Annotated in this window: 14 protein-coding genes and 2 pseudogenes; 2 read left to right on the plus strand and 14 right to left on the minus strand. The window is 73.6% G+C overall.

All coding sequences use genetic code 11. The features are described 5' to 3' along the window. A pseudogene (locus OP86_RS14080) lies at nucleotides 1-106 on the plus strand (ATP-binding protein); the annotation flags it as partial. Nucleotides 107-188: 82 nt separating this feature from the next. Here OP86_RS14080 and cimA read toward each other — a convergent pair. The 4 genes and pseudogenes from cimA to OP86_RS35830 all read right to left on the minus strand — a co-directional run. Next, nucleotides 189-1,793 (minus strand): citramalate synthase, encoded by a 1,605-nt coding sequence (gene cimA / locus OP86_RS14085; protein WP_030057394.1) that lies wholly within the window; start codon nucleotides 1,791-1,793, stop codon nucleotides 189-191. Nucleotides 1,794-2,206: 413 nt separating this feature from the next. Next, on the minus strand, nucleotides 2,207-3,319 hold the full coding sequence (locus OP86_RS14090; RefSeq protein ID WP_030057395.1) for a branched-chain amino acid aminotransferase: 1,113 nt from the start codon (nucleotides 3,317-3,319) through the stop codon (nucleotides 2,207-2,209). 309 nt (nucleotides 3,320-3,628) lie between these two features. After that, complete coding sequence (locus OP86_RS14095) at nucleotides 3,629-4,666, minus strand: 3-isopropylmalate dehydrogenase (RefSeq protein ID WP_030255069.1); 1,038 nt, start codon at nucleotides 4,664-4,666, stop codon at nucleotides 3,629-3,631. A gap of 63 nt (nucleotides 4,667-4,729) precedes the next feature. Further along, nucleotides 4,730-5,029, minus strand: a pseudogene (locus OP86_RS35830) (Uma2 family endonuclease); the annotation flags it as partial. Between the two features lie 55 nt (nucleotides 5,030-5,084). Here OP86_RS35830 and OP86_RS14105 point away from each other — a divergent pair. Next, on the plus strand, nucleotides 5,085-7,574 hold the full coding sequence (locus tag OP86_RS14105) for a YfhO family protein (RefSeq protein WP_199815141.1): 2,490 nt from the start codon (nucleotides 5,085-5,087) through the stop codon (nucleotides 7,572-7,574). A 65-nt stretch (nucleotides 7,575-7,639) separates the two neighbouring features. Here OP86_RS14105 and OP86_RS14110 read toward each other — a convergent pair whose 3' ends face one another. The 10 genes from OP86_RS14110 to gatB form a co-directional block, all read right to left on the minus strand. Then, nucleotides 7,640-10,996, minus strand: a complete 3,357-nt coding sequence (locus tag OP86_RS14110; RefSeq protein WP_051830075.1) for a S8 family serine peptidase — start codon at nucleotides 10,994-10,996, stop codon at nucleotides 7,640-7,642. Nucleotides 10,997-11,215: 219 nt separating this feature from the next. Beyond that, a complete protein-coding gene (locus OP86_RS37165; RefSeq protein ID WP_167344205.1) occupies nucleotides 11,216-11,377 on the minus strand; it encodes a hypothetical protein in 162 nt (53 codons plus the stop codon). Nucleotides 11,378-11,707: 330 nt separating this feature from the next. Next, on the minus strand, nucleotides 11,708-13,294 hold the full coding sequence (gene serA / locus OP86_RS14115) for a phosphoglycerate dehydrogenase (protein ID WP_033331896.1): 1,587 nt from the start codon (nucleotides 13,292-13,294) through the stop codon (nucleotides 11,708-11,710). A 249-nt stretch (nucleotides 13,295-13,543) separates the two neighbouring features. After that, nucleotides 13,544-14,542 carry a ketol-acid reductoisomerase gene (gene ilvC / locus OP86_RS14120; RefSeq protein WP_030057404.1) on the minus strand — a complete coding sequence of 333 codons (999 nt, stop codon included), beginning with the start codon at nucleotides 14,540-14,542 and terminating at the stop codon, nucleotides 13,544-13,546. Nucleotides 14,543-14,639: 97 nt separating this feature from the next. Further along, a complete protein-coding gene (gene ilvN / locus OP86_RS14125; protein ID WP_030057405.1) occupies nucleotides 14,640-15,164 on the minus strand; it encodes an acetolactate synthase small subunit in 525 nt (174 codons plus the stop codon). Between the two features lie 32 nt (nucleotides 15,165-15,196). Continuing rightward, nucleotides 15,197-17,053 (minus strand): acetolactate synthase large subunit, encoded by a 1,857-nt coding sequence (locus OP86_RS14130; protein ID WP_030057406.1) that lies wholly within the window; start codon nucleotides 17,051-17,053, stop codon nucleotides 15,197-15,199. Nucleotides 17,054-17,382: 329 nt separating this feature from the next. Then, complete coding sequence (locus OP86_RS14135; protein ID WP_051830082.1) at nucleotides 17,383-20,316, minus strand: putative bifunctional diguanylate cyclase/phosphodiesterase; 2,934 nt, start codon at nucleotides 20,314-20,316, stop codon at nucleotides 17,383-17,385. 547 nt (nucleotides 20,317-20,863) lie between these two features. After that, on the minus strand, nucleotides 20,864-23,911 hold the full coding sequence (locus OP86_RS14140) for a helix-turn-helix transcriptional regulator (protein WP_234434753.1): 3,048 nt from the start codon (nucleotides 23,909-23,911) through the stop codon (nucleotides 20,864-20,866). Between the two features lie 134 nt (nucleotides 23,912-24,045). Then, nucleotides 24,046-24,204 carry a hypothetical protein gene (locus tag OP86_RS36590; RefSeq protein ID WP_157849737.1) on the minus strand — a complete coding sequence of 53 codons (159 nt, stop codon included), beginning with the start codon at nucleotides 24,202-24,204 and terminating at the stop codon, nucleotides 24,046-24,048. A 298-nt stretch (nucleotides 24,205-24,502) separates the two neighbouring features. Then, nucleotides 24,503-26,014: an Asp-tRNA(Asn)/Glu-tRNA(Gln) amidotransferase subunit GatB gene (gene gatB / locus OP86_RS14145; RefSeq protein WP_030057411.1), complete on the minus strand. Its 1,512-nt coding sequence runs from the start codon at nucleotides 26,012-26,014 to the stop codon at nucleotides 24,503-24,505. Between the last annotated feature and the right edge of the window lie 52 nt (nucleotides 26,015-26,066).

A 26,066-nucleotide genomic window follows, 5' to 3' on the forward strand; every position in this document is an offset into this window, starting at 1 on the left:
CGGCGCCGACACCCCCGTCATCACCCTCGACGCCCGCCGCCGCGACAGCGCCAAGAGCGCCCTCATCACCCTCGTCGAACACGCCCTCCTCGCCCGGCTGCGGTGACGCACCGGTGACGAACGCGCTTGAGGCCTATGGACTTTCGGGTCCATAGGCCTCACGTCGTGCACGTCGTGCCGGGCGCCGGCTACTCGGTGGGCTCCAGCCCGGCCCGGATCAGGCCGTAGGTGTACGCGTCCTCCAGCGCCAGCCAGGAGGCGGCGACCACGTTGTCGGCCACGCCGACGGTGGACCAGGTGGCGGTGCCGTCGGTGGACTCGATCAGCACCCGGGTCTTGGAGCCGGTGCCGTGCTGGCCCTCCAGGATGCGGACCTTGTAGTCCACCAGCTCGAAGGTGGCCAGCGGCGGGTAGATCCCCTCCAGCGCGGTGCGCAGCGCCTGGTCCAGCGCGTTCACCGGGCCGTTGCCCTCGCCCACCGCGATCCGGCGCTCGCCCTTGGCCCACAGCTTGACGGTCGCCTCGTTGCCGGAGATGCCGTTCGGGCCCTGCTCGCTGATGGTCCGCCAGGACTCCGGCGTGTAGAAGCGGTCCCGGCTGCCGCGCACCTCGTCGCGCAGCAGCAGTTCGAAGGAGGCGTCGGCGGACTCGTAGGTGTAGCCGAGGTTCTCCTGCTCCTTCACCTTGGCCACCACCCGGCCGGCCAGGTCGCGGTCGGTGGAGAGGTCGTAGCCGAGCTCCTTGCCCTTGAGCTCGACGGAGGCCCGGCCGGCCATGTCGGAGACCAGCATCCGCATGGTGTTGCCGACCCGCTCGGGGTCGATGTGCTGGTACAGGTCCGGGTCGACCTTGATCGCGGAGGCGTGCAGGCCCGCCTTGTGGGCGAAGGCCGAGTAGCCGACGTACGGCTGGTGGGTGGAGGGGGCCAGGTTGACCAGCTCGGCGATCGCGTGCGAGATCCTGGTCATCTCGGCCAGCCGGCCCTCGGGCAGCACCCGGCGGTCGTACTTGATCTCCAGCGCGCCGACCACCGGGAACAGGTTGGCGTTGCCGACCCGCTCGCCGTAGCCGTTGGCGGTGCACTGCACGTGGGTCGCGCCGGCGTCCACCGCGGCCAGGGTGTTGGCCACCGCGCAGCCGGTGTCGTCCTGGGCGTGGATGCCGAGCCGGGCGCCCGTCTGCGCCAGGACGTCGGCGACGATCTCGCGGACGCCGGCCGGCAGCATCCCGCCGTTGGTGTCGCAGAGCACCACCACGTCGGCCCCGGCCTCGTGCGCGGTGCGGACCACCGACAGGGCGTACTCGCGGTTCGCCCGGTAGCCGTCGAAGAAGTGCTCGCAGTCGATGAACACCCGGCGGTCCCGGGAGCGCAGGAACTCGACGCTGTCCCGGATCATCTCCAGGTTCTCGTCCAGCGTGGTGCGCAGCGCCAGCTCCACGTGCCGGTCGTGCGACTTGGCGACCAGGGTGACCACCGGGGCGCCGGAGTTGACCAGCGCGGCCAGCTGCGGGTCGTCCGCGGCCCGGCCGCCGGCCCGGCGGGTGGCGCCGAAGGCGACCAGCTGGGCGTGGGCCAGCTCCAGCTCGGCGGCGGCGCGGGCGAAGAACTCGGTGTCACGCGGGTTGGCCCCGGGCCAGCCGCCCTCGATGAAGCCGACCCCGAACTCGTCCAGGTGCCGGGCGATGGCCAGCTTGTCCGCCACCGTCAGGTTGATGCCCTCGCGCTGGGCGCCGTCGCGCAGCGTGGTGTCGAACACGTGGAAACTGTCGTCGGTACGGCTGACCTCGGTCATGACCCCTGGTGCTCCGTTCGTGGAGGTTCGTACTGCTCTGGCCGGATTTCTGGTCCCGGCTCCACTGTCCAGGATCTCGCGCGCGGCCCCGGTGTCCCCGAGCCCTTCGTGGGGGCTCTCGGCCGGTCCGGGTGGCTGTGCTTTACGGGCCGCTCCCACGGTGTTCGTGGGGCCGTGCCCGAAAAGCAAAAGACCCCTCGCGGGTGCGAGAGGTCTGCGCGCGGGTCTGGACGCTCGTGGTCGCCCCGCATCGGGTCCTGCGGGAGCGGTCACTGCGGACCGGCGCGCCTGCTGCCGATAATCAGCGAAAGCGAGGACACGCTGGCAGTCTGGCACAGCCCGACCGGGTCCGGCCCGCCTGTCTCGCGATGCGAAACGGGGCAGGCCGGGGGCGGTGCGGGCAGTCCGCGGAATCAGACGATCTTGTGCAGCCAGCCGTGGGTGTCGGGGGCCTGGCCGCCCTGGATCGACAGCAGCGCCTTGCGCAGCTCCATGGTGATCGGGCCGGGCTCGCCGGTGCCGACGGTCCAGTCGGCGGCGGCGGACTTGACCGAGCCGACCGGGGTGATGACGGCGGCGGTGCCGCACGCGAAGACCTCGGTGAGGGTGCCGTCGGCGTTGGCCTGCTGCCACTCGTCGGTGGAGATCTTCCGCTCCTCGACGGCGTAGCCGAGGTCCGCGGCGAGCCGGAGCAGCGAGTCGCGGGTGATGCCGGGCAGCAGGGCGCCGGACAGCTCCGGGGTGACGATCTTGGCGTCCTTGCCCTCGCCGAAGACGAAGTACAGGTTCATGCCGCCCATCTCCTCGACCCACCGGTGCTCGGCGGCGTCGAGCCAGACGACCTGGTCGCAGCCCTTCTCGGCGGCCTGGGCCTGGGCGACCAGCGAGGCGGCGTAGTTGCCCGCGCACTTGGCGGCGCCGGTGCCGCCGGGCGCGGCCCGGACGTACTCCTTGGACAGCCAGACCGAGACCGGCTTGATGCCGCCCTGGAAGTAGGCGCCGGCCGGCGAGGCGATGATCATGAAGAGGTAGGAGTTGGCCGGGCGGACACCCAGGCCGACCTCGGTCGCGAACATGAACGGACGCAGGTAGAGGCTCTGCTCCGGCTCGTTCGGGACCCACTCCTGCTCCTGCTGCACCAGCAGCTCGACGGCCTCGACGAAGGTCTCGACCGGCAGCTCCGGCATGGCCAGGCGGCGGGCCGAGGCCTGGAAGCGGGCGGCGTTGGCCTCCGGACGGAAGGTGGCGATGGAGCCGTCGGCCTGGCGGTAGGCCTTGAGGCCCTCGAAGATCGCCTGGCCGTAGTGCAGGGTCATGTTCGCCGGGTCGATCTCCAGCGGCGCGTACGGCGCCAGCTGGGCGTCGTGCCAGCCCACGCCCTCGGTCCAGCGGATGGTGACCATGTGGTCGGTGAAGACCCGGCCGAAGCCGGGGTTGGTCAGCCGGGCCTGTCGCTCCGCTGCGGGCAGCGGGTGGGCGGAGGGCTTGAGGTCGAACGTGATGGGCGCCTGGGTGGGCGTGCTCATGGCTGTTTCCTTCACCGTGGGGTTGGTCCGGGCCACCACCATCGAATGAACGTTTCGGCGATCGAACGCCGGAATGAACGCACGACGGCACGGCCCACTGTCGATACTCGCATCCAGAGGGCCGTGCCGAACAGCTGCCCGCTCCTTTGAGAGCTGCAAGCTGTGGTTATGCGGTCCGGCCCACCTGGCCGGAAACCTTGTCGGTCCGGCCCGCTAGCCGGAACTCCGCTGTCGGATCCGGCCCGCTACCCGGACCCCGCTTTTCGGATCCGGCCCGCTACCCGGACCCCGCTTTTCGGATCCGGCCCGCTACCCGGATACTCGGCCGGCGAGCGCGTCGCCGACCTGGGCGGTGCTGCGGGTGCCGGAGCGCTCGGCCAGGTCCGCCGCGACGGCGGTCTCGACCTTGGCGGCCTCGGCGGCGAGGCCGAGGTGCTCCAGCAGCATGGCGACCGACAGCACGGTGGCGGTCGGGTCGGCCTTGCCCTGGCCGGCGATGTCCGGCGCCGAACCGTGCACCGGCTCGAACATGGACGGGAACTCGCCGCTCGGGTTGATGTTGCCGCTCGCGGCCAGGCCGATCCCGCCGGTGACGGCGGCGGCCAGGTCGGTCAGGATGTCGCCGAACAGGTTGTCGGTGACGATGACGTCGAAGCGCTCGGGCTGGGTGACGAAGAAGATGGTCGCCGCGTCGACGTGCAGGTAGTCGGTGGTGACCTCGGGGAACTCCTTGCCGACCTCGGCGAAGATCCGCGTCCACAGGTGCCCGGCGTGCACCAGCACGTTGTTCTTGTGCACCAGGGTGAGCTTCTTGCGCGGCCGCGCCTGGGCCCGGCGGTAGGCGTCGCGCACCACGCGCTCGATGCCGTACGCGGTGTTCAGGCTGACCTCGGTGGCCACCTCCTGCGGCGTCCCGGTGCGCAGCGTGCCGCCGTTGCCGACGTACGGGCCCTCGGTGCCCTCGCGGACGACCACGAAGTCGATCTCCGGCTCACCGGCCAGCGGGGACTGCACCCCGGGGAACAGCCGCCCGGGACGTAGGTTGATGTGGTGGTCGAAGGCGAACCGCAGCTTCAGCAGCAGCCCCCGCTCCAGCACCCCCGACGGGACGCTCGGGTCGCCGATGGCGCCCAGCAGGATCGCGTCGTACGACTTCAGCTCCGCCAGCACGTCGTCCGGCAGCGTCTCCCCCGTCCGGTGGTAGCGCCGGGCCCCGAGGTCGAACTCGGTGGTCTCCAGCTTCACATCGGCGGGAAGCACGGCGCCCAGGACCTTGAGGCCTTCGGCCACCACTTCCTGGCCGATGCCGTCACCCGGGACAACTGCGAGACGAATGGTGCGAGACATGCTCGGACCCTACTCCGCCGTCCAGGGACTGACACCTCGCGTCCATCATTCGGACGGATCAGGTCAGGTCAGGTCGATCTCGACCGGGAACGGCTGATCGACCTTCAGCTGCTTGTGGTGGATCCCGGTCAGGCCATAGGCCCTGGTGGCCGGGTCCAGCTCGTACACGTAGACGACGGGGCGGCCCTCGTCATCGCTCTCCACCCGCCAGAAGTGCAGGATGCCGGCCGCAGCGTACTTCCGCGGCTTGGTGTCGCGGTCACGCTCCTGCGACTCCTCGGACACCACCTCCACGGCCGCTACTCGGCAAAGCCTCCTCGGGCGCCACCCCTTTGAGGGGGCGCGGGTGATCGGATCCGCGCCGGGGGCGCGCTTAGGGTGGCGGGATCCGGGGTCACTGGCAGAACGGGGCGCGTGGGTGAGGGCCGAGCAGCGGCGGGAGGTGCTGGTCTGCGGGGGCGCGGCCGGGCTGGCGGCGGGCGGGTACGCGCTGGCGGCGGGGCTGCAGGGGCGGTGGCCGGCCGGGGTGGAGGCGGTCGCCGTGCCGTACCACGCCCACCTGTGGGACCTGCTGCACGGGGAGGCCGCCGGGGACCTGCTGTTCAACTGGAACAGCGGGTACGGCGTCCCGTTCCTGGCGGACTTCTTCGCCTACCTGATGAACCCGTTCTCCTGGCCGGCCGCGCTCCTCCCCCGCGACCAGGGCCCGCTCGCCGTCTTCCTGGTCACCCTGGCCACCATCGGCCTCGGCACCGCCCTGATGGCCCACCTGCTCGGCCGCGTCCACCCGGGCCCGCGCCGGCTGCGAGTGCTCGCCGCCGTCGGGTACGGGCTGTGCGCCTGGGTGCTGGACGTCGGCGGGGCCGCGCCGATGTGGCTCTGGGGCCTGGTCTCGCTGCCGCTGCTCGGTATGGCCGCCGACTGGTGCCTGCACGAGCGCCGCTGGGTGGCCGGCTCGCTGTGCGTCGCCCTCGCCTGGGTCGGCAACCTGTACACCGCCGCCCTGGCCACCCTGATCGCCGGGCTACTCTTCGCCATCCGGCTGTTCGCCACCCCGCGGCCGTTCCGGCACCGGGTCCGGACCACCGGCCGGGCCGTCACCATGGCCACCGTCGGGGTGCTGCTCGCCTCCCCGGTGCTGTTCGTCGCGGTCCGGGCCGCGCGGCGCGCGCAGCCCGAGTCCCCGGTGCAGCCGCTCGGCCCGTCCGGGATCGGCGGCCACCTCGCCCAGCTGCTGCCCGCCACGCACGGCGGGCGCCCGCTGCCGGACGTGGCGATCGGCCTGTTCGGGCTGCTGCTGGTGTGCGGACTGCCGTTCAACCGGCGGGTGCGGATCCGGGAGCGGGCGGTCTGGTGCGCGGTGCTGGTGCTGGTGGTGCTCAGCTTCGTGTGGACCCCGACCGTCCTGGTCTGGCACGGCCTGGCGATCCCGGCCGGCGGGCCGTACCGGGCCGCCTTCGTGCTCAGCGGGCTGCTGGTGCTGGCCGGCTGGGTGTCGCTGGCGCACCGGCCGGACCCGCTCACCCTGCTCGGCGGCGCCGCCGTGGTCGCGGTGATCGCCGGGCTGGCGGCGAGCCGGCACTCCGTGCGCCCCGCCACCTGGGTGCTGCTGACCGTCGGCGGCGCCGTCCTGCTCACCGCGCTGTGGGTCCTCGACCGCCGGCACCCCGACCGCCGGGCGAACACCGCCGCGACCTGGGTGATCGGCGCCGCGGTGGTCGGCAACGCCGTCTGGTCGGGGTACGCGGCGCTCGGCGCGGCGCCCTCCGACGACGTCTCCGCGCCGGCCGTCCGGGCCGGGCACACCGCCGTCCACGAGGCCGACGACTGGCCGCAGGGCCGCAGCGACCCGGGCCCGCACGCCTTCACCACCAACGACCCGCTGCTGCTGAACGGCCAGGGCGGCGGCTACTTCAGCAGCTACCTGCCGACCGTCGCCGCCCTGCTGCTGCACGACCTCGGCGCGGGCTGGACGGCCGGCGGGCGGCAGACCACGAGCGTCACCGACCCGGTCGGGCGGGCGCTGTTCGGCGTCCGCGCGCACCTGGACGACGGGCCGCCGCCGTACGGCTTCACCCCCGGCCGCGCGGCCGCACCGCCGCTGGTGACGGTGCTGCCGCCGGGCGCCCGCCCGGAGACCTCCTCGGTCTGGTCCCGGCAGGAGTCGCTGCTGGGCAGCCAGGTGTACGACGCCCCGCTGCCCGTCCCGGCCGGCGGGCCCGCGCCCACCCTGCACGGCACCAGCGGCTGGTCGGTGCCGGCCGGCGGGGAGGGCACCGTGCTCACCGCCGCCTGCACGCCCGGTTCGACGGCGTACTTCCACGGCGTCTGGTACCGCGGCACGGTCAGCGGCCTGGGCACCGACTACCGCAGTGACGGTGAGCAGCCCACCACGGCGGTGGCGATCCACCGGCTGGGGACCGTCCCGGCGGACGGCGTGGTCCGGGTGACGCTGCGCTCCGACACCGTGAGCCAGGTCCCGGCCCGCCCGATCGGCTGCCTGCGGACGGACGCCCTGGACGCCGCCGTCGCCCGCCTCACCGCCACCGGCGCGACCCGCGTCGAGGCCGGCGGGCACACCGTCGCGGCCACCCTCCCGGCGGGCTCCACCGGCACCGCGCTGCTCTCCGTGCCCGCCACCGAGGGCTGGAGCTGCGCCGTCGACGGCGGCCGGGCCACCGCCCCCACCCCGGTGCTGGGCATGATCGGCGTCCCCCTCGGCCCGGGCGCCTCCCGGCTCGCCTGCTCTTTCCGCCCGCCCGGCCTCTCGGAGGGCCTCGTCGTCACCTCCGCCGGCGCCGCCGTCCTCGCCCTGGTCGCCAGCTTCGCCCGGCTCGCCCGCCGCCGGCCCGCCCACACCCCGCGCCGCGTGCGCCGCCGGATCGCCGCGTCCGCGGACGGGGCCTGACCGCACGCCCAGGGGCGGCCCGCCGGTACCGATCGGCGGGCCGCCCCTGGGCGTGGCTGCGGCGGTCAGGGCAGCTTCAGTACCTGGGCCCGCCGGTCGCCCGGGTTGAGGTGGTGCAGCAGCAGGAGCGCCGGACCGGCGCCCACCGTGCGGTGCACGTCGAGGACGGTGCCCGGGCCGACGGGAGCCAGCACCGCCGGGGGGCCGGTGAGGCCGGCCCGGGCGGTGAGGGCCGGGTGCAGGACGTCCAGCGGGACGGCCGGGCGGGTGCCGCGCAGGCCGATGGCGGAGAAGGCCTCGGCCGGGTCCGGGAGGCCGGAGACGGCGACGCCCGTCCAGACGCCGTAGTGGACGGTGCCGTGCCCCGGCCGGACACCGGGCAGGACGCTCAGCCGGACGGGCAGGACGAGCACGTCGCTGTCCAGCAGGGCGGTGTCGGTGTCGCCCCAGCGGGCGTTGAGCGGCTGGACGTCCAGCTCGGCCCCCGTCCTGGCGTCGAGGGCGCGGGAGACCAGGACGTCGCTGCCGTGCAGTCGGTCGGCCTTGAGGATGACGTCGGTGGTGCCGTCCCCGTCGGTGTCCAGCGAGACGCGTACGCCGTACTGGCCGACCGGGGTCGCCGCGGGAGCCCACAGCTGCGCGCCCACGTACAGCAGGTCGGGGTCGACGGCCGCGCCCACCGCCCGTAGGTCGGCGGCCCGCTCACCGGGGTGCTCGGCGCAGACCTCCTGGGCCGGGTCCGGCGCGGCCGCGGCGTCCTCCGGCCGGATGCCCGCGCCCGGGCCGACGGCGGCGCCGCTGCCAGCCGGGCAGTCGGCCCAGCGGGCGCCCTGGCCGCCGAGGGCGAGGGCGGTGACCAGCCCGGGCGTCGCACCGGGGGCGGCGCTGCCGCCGAGCGTGACGAGGGCGCCGTCGTGCGCGGTGCGGGCGGAGGCGGTCGCCCTGAGGTCGCTCGTCGGCCGCGGCGCGGCGAACACGGGAACGCGCAACTGCGGCAGGGCGCCGCCGGCGACCGGGGTCAGCAGCACCCGGCCGGAGAGTTCGCCCCGGTAGCTGCGGGCCTTTCCGCCCTGCACGGTGTCGATGGTCGGGTCGGGTGCGCGCCCCAACTTCCCCGGTACGGACAGCGTCACCCGTACCCGCGCGGTGCCGCCCGCCGGGACGTCGACCCGCGCCGGGGCCACCTCGAAGGCGGCGCCCGGCAGTTCGGTGGCCGCCGCGTAGCCGGTGCGGTAACTCAGCGGCGAGGAGGAGAGGTTGCGGACCTCGATGTCCCGCCCGAGCGCCGTCGGCCCGCCGATCCCGACCGGCCCGAAGGAGACTCCGACGCCGCCTTCCTCGGCGCCCTTGCCCGCCGCGTAGGCGACGGCGGGCGTCCGTACCGCCAGGTCGACCCGGGCCCGCCCGGCCCCGGTGCGCTCGGGCCCGTAGACCGGCCCGGTGTGGCCGTCGCCGAGGTAGGTGTCCGCGCCGGTGTTCATCAGCGCGGCCTTGAGCTGTTCGACCGTCCAGTCGGGGTGTGCGGCGCGCACCAGCGCGGCGAGCCCGGCGACGTGCGGGGTTGCCATGGAGGTGCCGCTCTCGCGCTGGCCGCCGGCGCCGCTGCCGGCCCGGGCGGACCAGATGCTCTCGCCGGGGGCCGCCAGGTCGGGCTTGACCACTCCGGGCACGCCGGTGCCGCGCGAGGTGAAGTCGGTGAGGGTGTCGGCCCGGGCCGGCTGGTCCTGGGCCACCGAGCCGTGCAGCGGGTTGCCGGAGGCGGCGAGCCGGACCCGTACCGGCCCGGCGGCCGCCGCCTGCCGCAGGCGTTCGCCGTCGGCGTGGGCGAGCAGGGCGGCGGGGATGCGGTCGTTGCCCGCGATCTCGGCGAGGTGGTCGGTGTCGGCGGCGTACAGCGCGCCGATCGCGCCCGCGTCCGCGGCGTGGTCGGCGCGCGGGCCGGAGTTGCAGGCCCGGTCGGCCTCGGCGGTCTTCCAGGCGAGGACGGCGATCCGGCCGGCCAGCCGCTTCCGGTCGGCCTCGTCGAAGGCGGTGCAGCCGTCCGACTGGTCGGCGGGCAGGGCGAGTTCGCCGGTGACGTCGGCGCCGGACCAGCCCGGGTAGCGCGCGCTCCAGTGCGCCGGGACGACCCCGGCCAGGGCGGCGGGGGCGAGCACGGTGAGGCCGTCCACGTCGGCGTGTCCGTGCACGGAGGCGGCGACGGTGATCGCCCGGGCGGCGGTGCCGGGGCTGCCGCCGATGCCGTACGCGTCGCCGTCGTTGCCCGCGGCCGCGACCACGACGGTGCCCAGCGCGGCGAGCCGGTCGACGGCCAGTGCGTCGGTGTCGTCGGTGCTGCCGAAGCGGCTGCCGAGCGAGAGGTTGACGACGTCCAGCCGGTCGCCGAGGTCGCCGTCGCCGTTCGGGTCGGCGGCCAGGTCGAGGGCCTGGGCGAGCCGGTCGGTGGAGCCGTCGCAGCCGAACACCCGGATCGCGTACAGCTGGGCGCCGGGGGCCGCGCCGGGGCCGACCTTGAACGAGGCCGGGTCCAGCCCGGGCCCGTACGGCCCGGTGTACGGGCGGCCGTCGGCGGTGACGCCGTACCCGGCCGCGGTGCCGGCGACGTGGGTGCCGTGGCCGTTGCGCGCGCAGTCGATCGGGTTGTCGCTGGGGTGCGGCACCGGCTGGTGGTTCGGGGAGCTCGGGTCGGGGTCGTAGTCGTCGCCGACCAGGTCCTTGCCGCCGACCACCTTGGCGTTGGGGAACAGCGCGGGCGGCGCGGGCTTGCCGCGTTCGACCGAGCGGAAGGCCTGCTCGGTGCCGGGGCCGCCGAAGTCGGCGTGGGTGTAGTCGATGCCGCTGTCGATGATCCCGATCCGCACGCCCTTGCCGGTGTCGCCGTCCGGCGCGGAGCCGCCGGCCCAGACCTGCGGGGCGCCGGTCAGCGGGACGGAGTGGGCGTTGTCGCGCCGTTTGTTGACGATCGGGTGGGCGGCCCGGACGCCGGGCAGCGCCCGCAGGGCGGGCAGCCGGTCGGCGGGCGCGCTGACGGCGAGGCCGGTGAGCAGGGTGTGGGTGCGGTAGAGCTCGCGGGCGGCGGGCGCCGCCTGGTGGACGGCCCCGGCGAGCCGGTCGAGCGCGTCCCCGGCCCGGGCCCGCTGGTCGGCGCCGGCCCGCGCGGCCTCGCGGCGGACGGCCTCGGGGGAGCGCCGCTCCCGCCGGGCTCCGTCGGCGGCGCGCCGCCAGGCGGGGCCGGCCGCCTCGGTGGTGAGTTCGAGCAGGACGGAGGCCGTTCGGCCGCCTCCCGGCGGGGTGCCGGTCGGCGGTCCCGCGGACGGTGGGCCGCCGGCCGCCGGGGCGGCGGCGAGGGCGACGCTCCCGGCCAGCAGGGCCAGGGTGAGGCCGATCCGGGCGACGGGTCGGCGAAGTGGTGGCAGGCGCACTGGGCCCTCTCCCCCGGCCGGGGGGACTGATCCGCACTCCGTGTCGCTGACGCCCGCCCGCGCGGACGCCGATCACCCTTCCGGGGGCCCCAAATTAGGATGATCGCGCCGGTGGGGGCGAGCAACTTCCCTCGGATGGCCCCGGGTTGCACTCGACGGAGTGACGGATGGTCAGCCCGGTCGGAGCAGTAGCCCGATGAACGCCACCCGCGGTGCCGCTCAGTGGTGGCCGGTCGCGCCCCCGTTGTCCCGGCGGTCCAGCGAGCGCTGCAGGGCGGCGGCCGCGAAGGGGTTCCGCTCGGCGGCCCGGCGGCGGCGCGGGGCGCGGACGGGGGTGGCGGCGGGGGCGGACGTGGCGTGGCGGTCGGCGGTGGAGGGCATACCGGGCTCCTTGGAAGCGGCGCTGCGGAGGTCAGCGGTGGGCGAAGGGGGTGCCACGCGCGGCCTGCCCCGGGCGGGGCGGCGGCGGGCGACGGGAAGGAGCGCGGAGGCAGGGGTCGCCTGCCCGTGAAGGCGCACGCGCACACGGGCCGCACGCCCTGGCTACAGGGGCGGCACACCGTATGGCTCTTCCACGGTAAGGCCACGCCCCGGCGGTGTCTGCACGAATACTTGGATTTCCTAGTATCTGAGACGGGAGTGACCGGTGGGAACGCAGCGGGGCCCGGACCGCCGTTCGAACGGCGGTCCGGGCCCCGTGGGGCGTCAGGTTCAGCCCAGGTCGACGGAGCGCGCGAAACGGGCGCCGATCTCGGCGGCGATCGCCGACAGGACCTCCTGCGGGATCTCGCTGTCCACGGTGAGGGAGGCCAGCGCGCCGCCGCCGTCACGGGCGACCTGCATGCCGGCGATGTTGATGCCCGCGTCGCCGAGGTGGCGGCCGAGCACGCCGACCACGCCGGGGCGGTCCTCGTACTTGAAGAAGGCCATGTGGTCGGTGAGCGCCACGTCCACGTCGAAGGCGTCCACGCCGACGATCTTCTGGGTCTGCTTGGGGCCGGCCAGCGTGCCGGAGATGGCGATCTCCTCGCCGTCCGCCAGCGTGCCGCGCACGGTGATCACGTTGCGGTGCTCGGGGCTCTCGCTGGAGGTGGTCAGGCGGACCTCGACGCCGCGCTCCTGGGCGAACAGCGGGGCGTTGACGTAGGACACCGTCTCCGCCACCACGTCCTCGAAGACGCCCTTCAGGGCGGACAGTTCGAGCACCTTGACATCGTGCTGGGTGATCTCGCCGCGGACCTCGACGTCGAGCCGGACGGCGACCTCGCCGGCCAGCGCGGTGAAGATCCGGCCGAGCTTCTCGGCGAGCGGCAGGCCCGGGCGGACGTCCTCGGCGATGACGCCGCCCTGGACGTTGACGGCGTCCGGTACCAGCTCGCCGGCCAGCGCGAGGCGCACCGACCTGGCGACCGCGATGCCGGCCTTCTCCTGCGCCTCGTCGGTGGAGGCGCCCAGGTGCGGGGTGGCGACCACGTTGTCGAAGCCGAACAGCGGGGAGTCGGTGCACGGCTCCTTGGCGTACACGTCCAGGCCCGCACCGGCCACCCGGCCCTCGCGCAGGGCGCTCGCGAGCGCCTCCTCGTCCACGATGCCGCCGCGGGCGGCGTTGACGATGCGCACGGTCGGCTTGACCTTGTGCAGCGCCTCGTCGCCGATCAGGCCGATGGTCTCGGGAGTCTTGGGGAGGTGGACGGTGATGAAGTCCGAGACCTCCAGCAACTCCTCCAGGGTGACCAGCTTGACGCCCATCTGGGCGGCGCGGGCGGCCTGGATGTAGGGGTCGTACGCGACGATCTTCATGCCGAACGCGGACATCCGCTGGGCGACCAGCACGCCGATCCGGCCGAGGCCGACGACACCGAGGGTCTTCTCGCTCAGCTCGACGCCGGTGTACTTGTTGCGCTTCCACTCGCCCTGCTTGAGCGCGGCGTTGGCCGGCGCGATGTTGCGGGCGACGGAGATCAGCAGGCCGCAGGCGAGTTCGGCGGCGGTGACGATGTTGGAGGTCGGCGCGTTGACGACCATCACGCCGGCCTTGGTGGCGGCGGCGACGTCCACGTTGTCCAGGCCGACGCCGGCTCGGGCGACCACCTTGAGCTTGCGGGCGACGGCCAGCGCCTCCGCGTCGACCTTGGTGGCCGAGCGGATCAGGATCGCGTCGACGTCGGCGATCGCGGTGAGCAGCTCGGTGCGGTCCGCGCCGTTGCAGTGGCGGATCTCGAAGTCCGGGCCGAGGGCGTCGACGGTGGCGGGCGACAGCTCTTCGGCGATCAGAACGACGGCGGTCTTGGATGTCACAGTGCTCACGACAGTGTGTCCTTAACTCTGCGGTTCCCCCGGCACGTAGGTGGCGTGGAAGGGCGGGGGAGGGTGGCATGCCGCGTAGGTAGACGCACGACGCTGTGGGCCTGACGCGCACTCGGAGTGTATCGACGAGCTGGGTGCCAGGCTGCTCCCGTCCGGCGAAATCACCCGGACGAGAGCAGCCTACTTGTACAAGGGCCCTACGAAACAAGGGTCCGGCAAAGACGGACAGTCGGAGAAGGCTCAGGCCTTCTCGTTCACCCAGCTCATCAGCGAGCGCAGCTTCTTGCCGGTGGTCTCCAGCAGGTGGTCCTCGTCGGCCTTCTTGTACTCGTTGTACTTGGGCAGACCGGCCTTGTACTCGGCGATCCAGGTGTTGGCGAAGGTGCCGTCCTGGATCTCGGCGAGGACCTTCTTCATCTCGGCCTTGGTGGCGTCGGTGATGATCCGCGGGCCGGTGACGTAGTCGCCCCACTCGGCGGTCTCGGAGACCGACCAGCGCATCTTCTCCAGGCCGCCCTCGTACATCAGGTCGACGATGAGCTTCAGCTCGTGCAGGCACTCGAAGTAGGCGATCTCCGGCTGGTAGCCGGCCTCGACCAGGGTCTCGAACCCGGCCTTCACCAGGGCGGCGGTGCCACCGCAGAGGACGGCCTGCTCGCCGAACAGGTCGGTCTCGGTCTCCTCGGTGAAGGTGGTCTTGATGACGCCGGCCTTGGTGGCGCCCAGGCCCTTGGCGTACGACAGCGCCAGGGCGAAGGCGTTGCCGGTCGCGTCCTGCTCGACGGCGACGATCGCCGGGACGCCGCGGCCCTCCTCGTACTGGCGGCGGACCAGGTGGCCCGGGCCCTTCGGGGCGACCATGCAGACGTCGACGTCCGCCGGCGGCTTGATGAAGCCGAAGCGGATGTTCAGGCCGTGGCCGAAGAACAGGGCGTCGCCGGCGTTCAGGTGCGGGGCGATGTCGGCCTCGTAGACGTCGGCCTGGATCGGGTCCGGGACCAGGATCATGATGACGTCGGCCTCGGCCGCGGCCTCGGCCGGGGTGACGACGCGCAGGCCGGCCTCCTCCGCCTTGGCACGGGACTTGGACTCGGGCTTCAGGCCGACCCGGACGTCGGCGCCGGAGTCGCGCAGGGACAGCGCGTGGGCGTGGCCCTGGCTTCCGTAGCCGATGACCGCGACCTTGCGGCCCTGGATGATGGACAGGTCGGCGTCGTCTTCGTAGAACAGCTCGGCCACGGGGGCACATCTCCTTGCATCATGGGTGCCGGGTTCGTTCACCGTATTCGGTCCCGGCGGTGTGGGGTCTTTTGCTTCAGGGTTTGAGACAGCGTGCTTACGCGCTGCGGTCGAGGGCGCGCAGCGACCGGTCCGTGATCGAACGGGCGCCGCGGCCGATGGCGACCAGGCCGGACTGGACCAACTCCTTGATGCCGTATGGCTCCAGCATCCGGAGCATGGCCTCCAGCTTGTCCGAGCTGCCGGTGGCCTCGATGGTCACCGCTTCGGGCGACACGTCGACGGTCTTGGCACGGAACAGCTGGACGATCTCGACGATCTGCGACCGGGTCTCGTTGTCGGCGCGGACCTTCACCAGGACCAGTTCCCGCTGGATCGCAGCGGCCTGGTCGAGTTCGACGATCTTTATCACGTTCACGAGCTTGTTGAGCTGCTTGGTGACCTGTTCCAGCGGGAGGTCCTCGACGTTGACCACGATCGTCATCCGGGACACGTCCGGGTGCTCGGTCGGGCCGACGGCGAGGGAGTCGATGTTGAAGCCCCGACGGGAGAACAGCGAGGCGATGCGGGCGAGCACGCCGGGCTTGTTCTCGACCAGGACGGAGAGGGTGTGCTTGGACATGTGATTCCTCAGTCGTTCTGGAAGGAGGGCTGTCAGTCGAGGTCGTCGCCGAAGTCGGGGCGCACGCCCTTCGCGAACTGGATCTCGTCGTTGCTGGTCCCGGCGGCGACCATCGGCCAGACCATGGCGTCCTGGTGGACGATGAAGTCGATGACGACCGGGCGGTCGTTGATCTCCATCGCCTGCTTGATGACCGCGTCGAGGTCCTCGGGGCGCTCGCAGCGCAGGCCGACGCAGCCCATCGCCTCGGCCAGCAGGACGAAGTCGGGGATCCGGGTGCCGCCCTGGGCCGGCGGCTCGATGCCGTCGTGGCCCGGGCCGGCGTGCAGCACGGTGTTGGAGTAGCGCTGGTTGTAGAACAGGGTCTGCCACTGCCGGACCATGCCCAGCGAGCCGTTGTTGATGACCGCGACCTTGATCGGGATGTCGTTCAGGGCGCAGGTGACCAGCTCCTGGTTGGTCATCTGGAAGCAGCCGTCGCCGTCGATGGCCCAGACCGCGCTCTCCGGGCGGCCGGCCTTGGCGCCCATCGCCGCGGGGACGGCGTAGCCCATCGTCCCGGCGCCGCCGGAGTTGAGCCAGGTGCCGGGCTTCTCGAACCGGATGAACTGCGAGCTCCACATCTGGTGCTGGCCCACGCCCGCGGCGTAGATCGCCTCGGGGCCGACCAGCTTCCCGATCCGCTCGATGACCTGCTGCGGCGAGAGACGGCCCTCGGGCGCCGGCTCGTAGCCGAGCGGGTAGGTCGTCTTCCACTCGTCGAGCTTCTCCCACCACTCGGCGTAGTCGCCCTTGTGGCCGGCGTCGAACTCGGCCTGGACGGCGACGATCAGGTCGGCGAGCACCTCGCGGGCGTCGCCGACGATCGGCACGTCCGCCGGGCGGTTCTTGCCGATCTCGGCCGGGTCGATGTCGGCGTGGACGACCTTGGCGTTCGGGGCGAAGCCGTCCAGCTTGCCGGTGACGCGGTCGTCGAAGCGGGCGCCGAGGGTGAACAGCAGGTCGGACTTCTGCAGGGCGGTGACGGCGGGGACGGAGCCGTGCATGCCGGGCATGCCCAGGTGCTGCGGGTGGCTGTCCGGGAAGGCGCCGAGCGCCATCAGGGTGGTGACCACCGGGGCGCCGGTCAGCTCGGCGAGGATCCGCAGCTCGGCGGTGGCCTGTGCCTTGATGACGCCGCCGCCGACGTACAGCACCGGGCGCTTGGCGCCGACCAGCATCTTCGCGGCCTCGCGGATCTGCTTGGCGTGCGGCTTGGTGACCGGGCGGTAGCCGGGCAGCGAGGCCTCGACCGGCCAGCGGAAGGTGGTGGTCGCCTGCAGCGCGTCCTTGGCGATGTCGACCAGGACCGGGCCGGGGCGGCCGGTGGCGGCGATGTGGAAGGCCTCGGCGATCACCCGGGGGATCTCGGCCGCGTCGGTGACCAGGTAGTTGTGCTTGGTGATCGGCATGGTGATGCCGCAGATGTCCGCCTCCTGGAAGGCGTCGGTGCCGATCGCCTTGGAGGAGACCTGGCCGGTGATCGCGACGATCGGCACGGAGTCCATGTAGGCGTCGGCGATCGGGGTGACCAGGTTGGTCGCGCCCGGGCCGGAGGTGGCCATGCAGACCCCGACCCGGCCGGTGGCCTGGGCGTAGCCGGTGGCGGCGTGGCCGGCGCCCTGCTCGTGCCGGACCAGGATGTGGCGCACCTTGGCGGAGTCCATCAGCGGGTCGTACGCGGGAAGGATGGCCCCGCCCGGGATGCCGAAGACGGTGTCCGCGCCTACGGCCTCCAGCGAGCGGATGAGCGACTGGGCGCCGGTCATGGTCTCGACGACGTGCTGGGGAGCGGGAGCGTTGGCGGCCGGGTTGTCCCCGCGGCGGGGGGATGCGGCGTGCTCAGTCATCTGCCTGTCTCTTCTCGGGTTTTGCCGACCCGGTGCTGCGGGCCCCGTGCTGCGAGGGTGGGGTCCCGGTCCGGGTCGATCGCCGGCTCTGCCTCAATCGTCCCGCTCAATCCGACAAGTCGGGATTTCTCGGGTGGTCGAGGCCAGGGGTCTTGCGGGGTGGAACAGCGTCAGTGCAACAAAAAACCCCTCGTGCCCAAGGGCATGCGAGGGGTGGCGCGTCGGTCTGTCACGAGCAGGGCGTGCGAGCCCTGTCAGCCGACGCGCCCGCCAAGTACGAGAATTCGGGTGCGCATGGCAACGACCATCCTCCCGTCCGGGGTGGCGTGTCAAGCAGGTGGGATGACCGTCTCGCCATGCGGACCCCCTGCCGGACCGCCGACGGCAGGGTGTTCGGGCAGGTCAGCGACACCGTGGTGATGTACGCCACGTCCCGGCGCGGCGTCCCCGCGGCCACTCGTCCGGGTGTCGGCGGCCGGGTACGTGCGGCGGGCGGCGAGCGAGCCGAGCGGGTTCGGCAGCGGGTAGCCGCGGCGGGCCAGCGCACGGCGCAGCCTGGGCTCGTCCAGCGGCGGGGCGAAGACGGAGCCCTGGGCCTGGCCGCAGCCGAGTTCGCGCAGTGCGGAGACCTGCCGGGGCAGGTCCACGCCCTCGGCGGCGGTGGCCATCCCGAGGTCGCGGCCGAGCCGCAGGGCGTGCCCGGCGAGGGTCCGGGCGAGCGGGGACTCGCCGAGGTCCTGGACCAGCGTGTGGTCCAGCTTGAGGCCGTCCAGGGGCAGCCGGGCGAGGGCGCCGAGCGAGCCGCCGCCGGCGCCGTAGCCGGCCAGCCAGGTGGAGACGCCGAGTCGGCGCAGCGCGGCCAGCCGCCGGCCGAGTTCGTCGGCGAGCGCGTCCGTGCCCATCCGGGCGACCTCGATCACCAGCTCGCCGGCCGGCAGCCCGCTGTCGCGCAGCGCGGCGGCCACCGTCTCGTACAGGCCTGGTGAGCAGAGCCGCTCGGTGGAGAGCCGGACGGCCACCGGGACGGGCTCCGCCGGGCCGCGGCCCGCCCGGCCGAGGCCGCGCCGGGCGGCGGCCGCGGCGATCGCCTCGTGGACCAGCCAGCGGGAGAACCGGGTGGCCGCGTCGCCGTGCTCGGCGGAGCGCAGGAACTCGGCCGGGGTGAGCAGCAGGCCGCCCGCCGAGCGCCAGCGGGCCTGTGCCTCGACGCCGGACACCGCGCCGTCGGCGAGGTCCACCACGGGCTGGTGGAGCAGGGTGAAGCCGCCCTCCCGGACGGCCAGTCTCAGCCGCTCCTCCAGCTCGGTGCGGCGTTCCAGGTCGGCCCGCATCGCCGGGGTGTAGAGCACCACCCGGCCCTTGCCCTCGGACTTGGCCCGGTACATCGCGAGGTCGGCGTTGCGCATCAGTTCGTCGGCCGCGGCTCTGGGGTCGGCGGCGGGGCCGCGCTCGGGGGTGCCGAAGGAGATGCCGATGCTGGCCGCGACGCCGAGCTCGGTGCCGCCGATCCAGTACGGCTCGGAGAGCGCGACGCGCAGCCGATCGGCCAGTTCCTGGACCTGGAGGCGGCCGAGCGGGCCGCAGACCAGTGCGGCGAACTCGTCGCCGCCGAACCGGGCGACGGTGTCCCCGCAGCGGACGGCGCCCTGCAGCCGGCGGGCGGCCTGCACCAGGAGCTCGTCGCCGACCTGGTGCCCGGCGGTGTCGTTGACCGCCTTGAAGCCGTCCAGGTCGAGGAAGAGCACCGCGATCCCGGCGCCGGTCCCGCCCTGCTGGCCGCGGGCGCCGAGGGCGGCCCGCAGCCGCTGGGTGAACAGCGCCCGGTTGGGCAGGTCGGTGAGCGGGTCGTGGAAGGCGTTGTGCTGCAACTGGGCCTGGAGCATGACGCGTTCGGTGACGTCCCGGCTGTTGAGCAGCAGGCCGTCGCGGTGCCGGCTGACGGTGGACTCGACGTGCAGCCACTCGCCGCAGCCGGAGCTGATCCGGCACTCCACCCGGGCCGAGGGCACGGCGGTGCGCGGGTTGCGGTGGGCGGTGAGCCGCACCCTGGCGAGGTAGCGGCGGACCTCGGAGAGCACCCGGTCCACGTCCTCGGGGTGGACGAGGTCCAACAGGTTGCCGCCGACGAGTTCCTCCGGGTCGCGCCCGTAGACGCCGAGCGCGGCCGGGGAGACGTAGGAGAGCACGCCGTTGGCGCCGGCGATCATGATGACGTCACTGGAGCCCTGCACCAGGGAGCGGAAGTGCGCCTCCTTGTGGGCGAGTTCCTGGGCCAGCGACAGGTTGTCGAGCAGCATCACGCCTTGCCTGAGGATCAGTGCCAGCCCGACGGTGCAGGCGGCCGCGGCCACCACGCGGTCCAACTCGCGCCCGCCGAGGGCGTTGTAGAGGATGCCGGCGGTGCAGACCGCGGCGGCCGCGTACGGGGTGAGCGCGCTGAAGGTGGTGGCCACCCGGCGGCGCGGCAGGCCGCCGGCCGAGGGGTGCTCGCGCAGCGGGCGGCGCCAGCGCGACGACCAGGGCGCCCAGGCCAGCAGCAGGCTGCCGGAGAACCAGCCGGCGTCCAGCAGTTCGCCCGAGTGGTAGCTGCTGCGCAGCTCCGCGGAGGTGAACAGGGCGTCGCACAGCACGGTGACGGCGAGCGCCAGCATCGCGGTGTGCACCGCCGCCCGGTTGCCGTCCCGGCCGCTGAAGCGCAGCCCGACGACCAGGCTGACCAGCAGGATGTCCAGCACCGGGTAGGCCAGGTTGAGGGCCAGGCGCAGCGGGGAGCCGTCCTCGCCGGCCGCGATCCGGCCGAGTGCCAGGCTCCAGCTGAGGGTGAACAGCGAGCCCGCGATCAGCCAGCCGTCGAGCAGCAGGCAGAGCCAGCCGGCCGCCGAGCGCGGGCGCTGGGCGAGCACCAGGACGCCGGTGATGGCGAGCGGGGCGAACAGCAGGAAGGTGTACTCGGCGAGCGAGTCCTGCGGCAGCTCGGTGCGCACGACCAGCTCGTACCAGCCCCAGGTGCCGTTGCCCATGGCGACCATGAGCGAGGAGAGGCCGAACAGCAGCCAGGCCGGGCGGGCGTGGCCGCCGACGGCGCAGCCGTACACCAGGCAGGACAGCGCGGCCGCGACGGCTGCCGCGGCCAGGCCGAAGTCGCCCATGAAGACGGCGAGTTGGCGGGATCCCCAGCCGACCGCGGCGCCAGTGGCGTAGGCCAGGCAGAGTGCGCCCAGGGCGAGGCCGGGCAGCGTGCGACTGTCCCGGATCCGGCCCAGCGGGCCGCGCCGGGCGGGCGCGGTCGTGTCGACGGCGGACGTGTCGGCGGGCGGTGCGCCCGGGCGCCCGGCGTCGGGCAACACCGTTTCGGTGGAGCTCACTCGGCCTCTCCCCCTCCGGCCCGGGGCCTCGCGCCCCGGACACGGGCCACCGGCCGCGTACCTCTCGGCCGTACGCGGTGGCCTGGCGCCCCGTCAGGACGGTGGCCCAGGGGGTGGGCAACCTTTTGGTCGCCGCACCGAACCGATGCTCCCAAAACGGACCCTACACCAATTCCGTCACTCAATGACACGCCCACTCAACTTAGAGTAATGGCGCAGGGGTGGGGAAATGCCCCTGATTCCGATGGATCGGCCCGGTTGGCGGCGGCGCGCGGGCGGGGGCTCACGCGGCGCGCACGGGAGCACGCGGCGGCGCCCGCCCCCTACCGGGCCCGGCCGCGGCGAGGGCGGTCCGGGCCCGGTGGCGGGGCGGGGTTCAACGGCCTGACGGGGCCGGCTTCAACGCCTTGACGGGGCGGGGTTCAACGGCCTGACGGGGCCGGCTTCAACGCTCTGACGGGGCCAGGTCGTCGGGGAACAGCCGCAGCCGGTGGGCCAGCGCGGCCGCCTCGCCCCGGCCGCCGACCGCGAGCTTGCCCAGGATGTTGGAGACGTGCACGCTCGCGGTCTTCGGCGAGATGTACAGTTCCTCGGCGATCTGCCGGTTCGTCCAGCCGCGCGCGAGCAGCCGGAGCACGTCCCGCTCACGGGGGGTGAGGTTGAAGGAGTCCCCGGCGAGCGGCGCCGGCGCCTCCTTGACGGCCGCCCGCTCACGGGGAGCGAGGGTCAGCCCGGCCCGCTCGGCCAGGCCCGTGATCTGCGCCGCCAGCATCCGGTCACCCCGTACGGCCGCCAGTTCGGCCGCCTCGCGCAGCAGTTCGGCACCGGCCTCGCGCCGCCCGGCCTGCACCTCGGCCTCGCCGGCCCGCAGCAGGGCGAGCGCCAGCGGGTACGGCAGGCCGGTCGGCCGCAGCGCCTCGACGGCGGCGGCCCACTGGCCGGGGGTGTCGGCGCCCTCGGCGCGGGCCAGTTCGGCCTCCAGCAGCCGGGCCCAGCCGTGGTGCAGCGGCGCCCGGGGCCGCAGTTCGGCGGCCGCCGCGGCGACCGCGGCCAGGGCGTCGGCCCGGCCCGCCTCGGCCTCCGGCAGGCCGCGGCTGTCCGCCTCCACGCCGACGGCCTCGGCCAGCAGCGGGTAGACGTCGGACTCGTAGCCGAGCCGTCCGTCCTCCTCCAGTGCGGCGAGCAGTTCGGCCCGGGCCTCCAGCGGGCGGGCGCCGAGCGCGGCGAGCCGCACCGCGAGCCGGCTGATCGGCACGCTGTGCTGGACCTGGCCGACCCGGTTGGCCGCGCGAGCCTGCGCCAGCATGGTCGCCGCGGTGGGCAGGTCCCCCTTCAGCAGGGCGAGTTCGCCGCGCATCCGGTCCAGGAACTCGGCGTGGGTGCCGCTCAGGCTGGTCAGCTCGGAGGCGGCGAGCACCTCGGCGGCCTCCCGGACCCGCCCGAGGTCGATCAGCGCCTCGACCAGGTTGCCGGTCAGGATGGTGCCGATGTTGCGCAGCAGGCCGTTGCCGTCGGCGAACTCCAGGCCCTCGCGGGCCAGCCGGACGGCGTCCTCGGAACGGCCCAGCCCGCGCTGCATGCTGGCCAGGTTGTTGATGCCGCGCAGCAGCAGGTCGGGCACGCCCAGCCGGCGGGCCCGCTCGACCGCGCCGGCGAGTTCGGCCAGCCCGCCCTCGGCGTCCCCGTGGACGTCGTAGCGCAGGCCGCCGAGCGTCATCCGGGCGTGCACCTCGACCGAGTGCGCGCCGACCGCCTCGGCGATCCGGATCGCCCGCTCGGCGAGTTCGAGGTGCTCGGGCCCGGGCTTCTTGAGCATCGCCGAGCCGGCGCCGAGCGCGAACACCTCGGCCTGGACGGCGGACGGCGGCAGGTGCTCTACCAGCCGCAGCGCGTGGCCGATCTCCTCCTCGTCCCCGGAGCGGCGCAGACTGCCCAGCATCCGGGCCCGGTTGATCCGGAACCAGGCCGCGCGCACCGGGTGCACCGTCTCGTCGACCAGCCGCACCCCGCGCTTGGCCAGGCTCAGGCCGCGCTCGCGGTCCCCGCAGCGCCGGGCCGCGACCACCGCCTCGGCCAGCACGTCCTCCAGCTGGATCCGGTCGCAGTCCTCGTCGGCGGCGCTGTGGTCGCAGGAGCCGGGCGGGTAGGTCTCGGCCCAGTCGTACGGGCGCAGGGTGTGCGCCAGCACCTCCTCGGTGACCATGTCCCACAGTTCCAGGGCCCGTTCCAGCATGCCCAGCTGCTCGGCGAAGGCGTTGCGCCGGCGGGCCGCGCGGGCGGCGTCCAAGGCGGTCGGCAGGGCGCGGGCCGGATCGTGCGCGTGGTACCAGTAGTTGGCGAGCCGGGCGGGCAGCGCGTCGCCGGGGACCAGCTGCGGCTGGGCCTCCACGGCGAGCGCGAACTTGCGGTTGATCCGGTGCCGTTCGCCGGGCAGCAGGTCGTCCGAGACCGCCTCGCGGACCAGCGCGTGCCGGAACCGGTAGCCCTCGCCCTCGCTGTCCGGGCGCAGGATGTTGGCGCCGACGGCCGACCGCAGCGCCTCGATCAGCGCCTCCTCGTCGTCGTCCAGGACGGCGGCCAGCAGGGCGTGTTCGACGTGCGAGCCGCCCTCGGCGGCGATCCGCACCACCCGCTGGGCCTCCTCGTCCAGGCCCTCGACCCGCACCAGCAGGATGTCCCGCAGCGAGTCGGTCAGCCCGGCGCCGCGGCCGTCGTGGAAGGCGGTGGCCAGCTCCTCGACGAAGAAGGGGTTCCCCTCCGAGCGGCGGTGGATCCGGTCCACCAGCTGGCGGTCGGGGGCGGCGGTGCCCAGGATGCCGGCCAGCTGGGCGGCCACCTCCCGGCGGTCGAACCGCTCCAGCTCCAACCGCTGGACGGTGCGCAGCCGTTCGAGCTCGGCGAGGAAGGGGCGCAGCGGGTGGCGGCGGTGCAGGTCGTCGCTGCGGTAGGTGGCGACCAGCAGCACCCGGGAGCGGTGCAGGGTGCGCACCAGGAAGGCGAGCAGCTCGCGGGTGGAGCGGTCGGACCAGTGCAGGTCCTCGACGGCGAGGACGAGGGTACGCTCCGCGCCGAGCCGTTCGAACAACCTCGCGGTGTGCTCGAACAGCCGGGCCCGGCTGTACTCGTCGTTCGGTTCGCCGTCCGCCTCGCCCAACTCGGAGAGCAGCCGGGAGAGATGGCCCTCGCTGCCGGCCGCGGCGGCCTCCAGCTCGGCGCCCAGCGAGCGGTGCAGCCGGCGCAGCGCGGCGGCCAGCGGCGCGTACGGCAGGCCCTCGGCGCCGACCTCCAGACAGCTGCCGAGCGAGATGACCGCTCCCCCGTCGACGGCGCGCTGCAGGAACTCCTCCAGCAGCCGGGTCTTGCCGACGCCGGCCTCGCCGCCGATCAGGACGGCCTGCGGACTGCCGGCGCCCGCCCGGCGCAGCGCGTCGGTCAGTTCGGTGATCTCGCTGCCACGGCCGACGAAGACGGGGCTGACCGATATCTGCTGCATGGAGGCGAGCATGCCATAGCCGGTGGGGCCCGGCCGAGAGGTTATCTCCCCAGGCGAACGCCCGGAGGGGGAGACGCTCACTCGCAGCGTCTCCCCCTCCATTGCTCCGTCGGCACCGTCCTGGTGCCGTGCCGTCAGCATTCGGTCTGACGCACGGGGCGCCGCTGGAAGCGGGCGGCCACCGGACGGCGCCGCAGGCGGCGCGCTTCCTTGGCCTCGCGCACCAGGCGCTCGTGCTCGGCGCGGGCTACCAGCTCGTGGGCCTGCTGCTGGAAGGTCTCGTACTCGATCACTTCGGTTCCCCTTTGTGGGATTCACTGCGTTTCGCTGACAGGTAAGAGCTTCCTCTCCCAGTGGGGGGTGCCACATCGGCAGCGTGCCCGATCTTCCGGGGCCCGGACGCCTTAGATCGGGCCCCGGAAAAGGTTTAAGGCCCGGTCTCACCCCCATACGGAGGTGAGACCGGGCCTTAGGCCTTACTTAGAGGGCCTTAGACGCCTTAGATGCCTTAGGAAGACAGGGTCGACGGCCTAGGCGCCCTCAGCGTCGGCGAGTCCTCAGGCGGAGACGCCCAGCTTCTCGAAGCTGTGCCTACTGTCCTTCCGGGGCAAGCCGCTCCAGGATCAGGTCCTTGACCCGGGCCGCATCGGCCTGGCCGCGGGTGGCCTTCATGACCGCGCCGACCAGCGCGCCCACCGCGGCGACCTTGCCGTCACGGATCTTGGCGGCGATCGCCTCGTTCTCGGCGATGGCCTGGTCCACGGCGGCGCCGAGCGCGGAGTCGTCCGAGACCACGGCCAGGCCGCGCTTCGCGACGACCTCGTCCGGCTCGCCCTCACCGGACAGCACGCCCTCGATGACCTGACGGGCCAGCTTGTCGTTCAGCTTGCCCTCGGCGACGAGCGCGGTGACCCGGGCGACCTGCGCCGGGGTGATCGGCTGCTCGCTCAGCTCGGTGCCGGTCTCGTTGGCGCGGCGCGCCAGCTCGCCCATCCACCACTTGCGGGCCTGGTCGGCCGGGGCGCCGGCCGCGATGGTCTCCTGGATCGGCTCCACCGCACCGGCGTTGAGGACGGACTGCATGTCCTTGTCGGACAGGCCCCACTCGGACTGCAGCCGGGCACGGCGCACCCGCGGCAGCTCGGGCAGCGCGGCGCGCAGCTCCTCCACCCACTCGCGGGCGGGGGCCACCGGCACCAGGTCCGGCTCGGGGAAGTAGCGGTAGTCCTCGGCGTTGTCCTTGATCCGGCCCGAGGTGGTGCTGCCGTCGTCCTCGTGGAAGTGACGCGTCTCCTGGACGATGGTGCCGCCGTCGGTCAGCACGGTGGCGTGCCGCTGGATCTCGAACCGGGCGGCCCGCTCCACGCTGCGCAGCGAGTTGACGTTCTTGGTCTCCGAGCGGGTGCCGAAGGTCTCGGTGCCGTTCGGACGCAGCGACAGGTTGACGTCGCAGCGCATCTGGCCCTTGTCCATCCGGGCCTCGGAGACGCCCAGCGAACGGATCAGCTCGCGCAGCTCGGCCACGTACGCCTTGGCGACCTCGGGGGCGCGCTCTCCGGCGCCGACGATCGGCTTGGTGACGATCTCGATCAGCGGGATGCCGGCCCGGTTGTAGTCGAGCAGCGAGTGGGTGGCGCCGTGGATGCGGCCGGTGGCGCCGCCGACGTGGCTGGACTTGCCGGTGTCCTCCTCCATGTGGGCGCGCTCGATCTCCACGCGGAAGGTCGAACCGTCCTCCAGCTGCACGTCGAGGTAGCCGTTGAAGGCGATCGGCTCGTCGTACTGCGAGGTCTGGAAGTTCTTGGGCATGTCCGGGTAGAAGTAGTTCTTCCGCGCGAACCGGCACCACTCGGCGATCTCGCAGTTCAGCGCCAGGCCGATCTTGACGGCCGACTCCACGCCGACCGCGTTGACCACCGGCAGCGAGCCCGGCAGGCCCAGACAGGTCGGGCAGGTCTGGCTGTTCGGCTCGGCGCCCAGCTCGGTCGAGCAACCGCAGAACATCTTGGTCTTGGTGCCCAGCTCGACGTGGACCTCAAGGCCCATCACCGGGTCGTACGACGCGAGAGCGTCCTCGTAGGAGACCAGGTTCATGACGCTCACAGCGTCCCTTCTCACTTGAAGCTTGGGAGGTACGGGCCCGGCCGCCGCATCG

Origin of the sequence: Streptomyces novaecaesareae (assembly GCF_000716875.1) — a bacterium.
GTDB lineage: Bacteria > Actinomycetota > Actinomycetes > Streptomycetales > Streptomycetaceae > Kitasatospora > Kitasatospora novaecaesareae.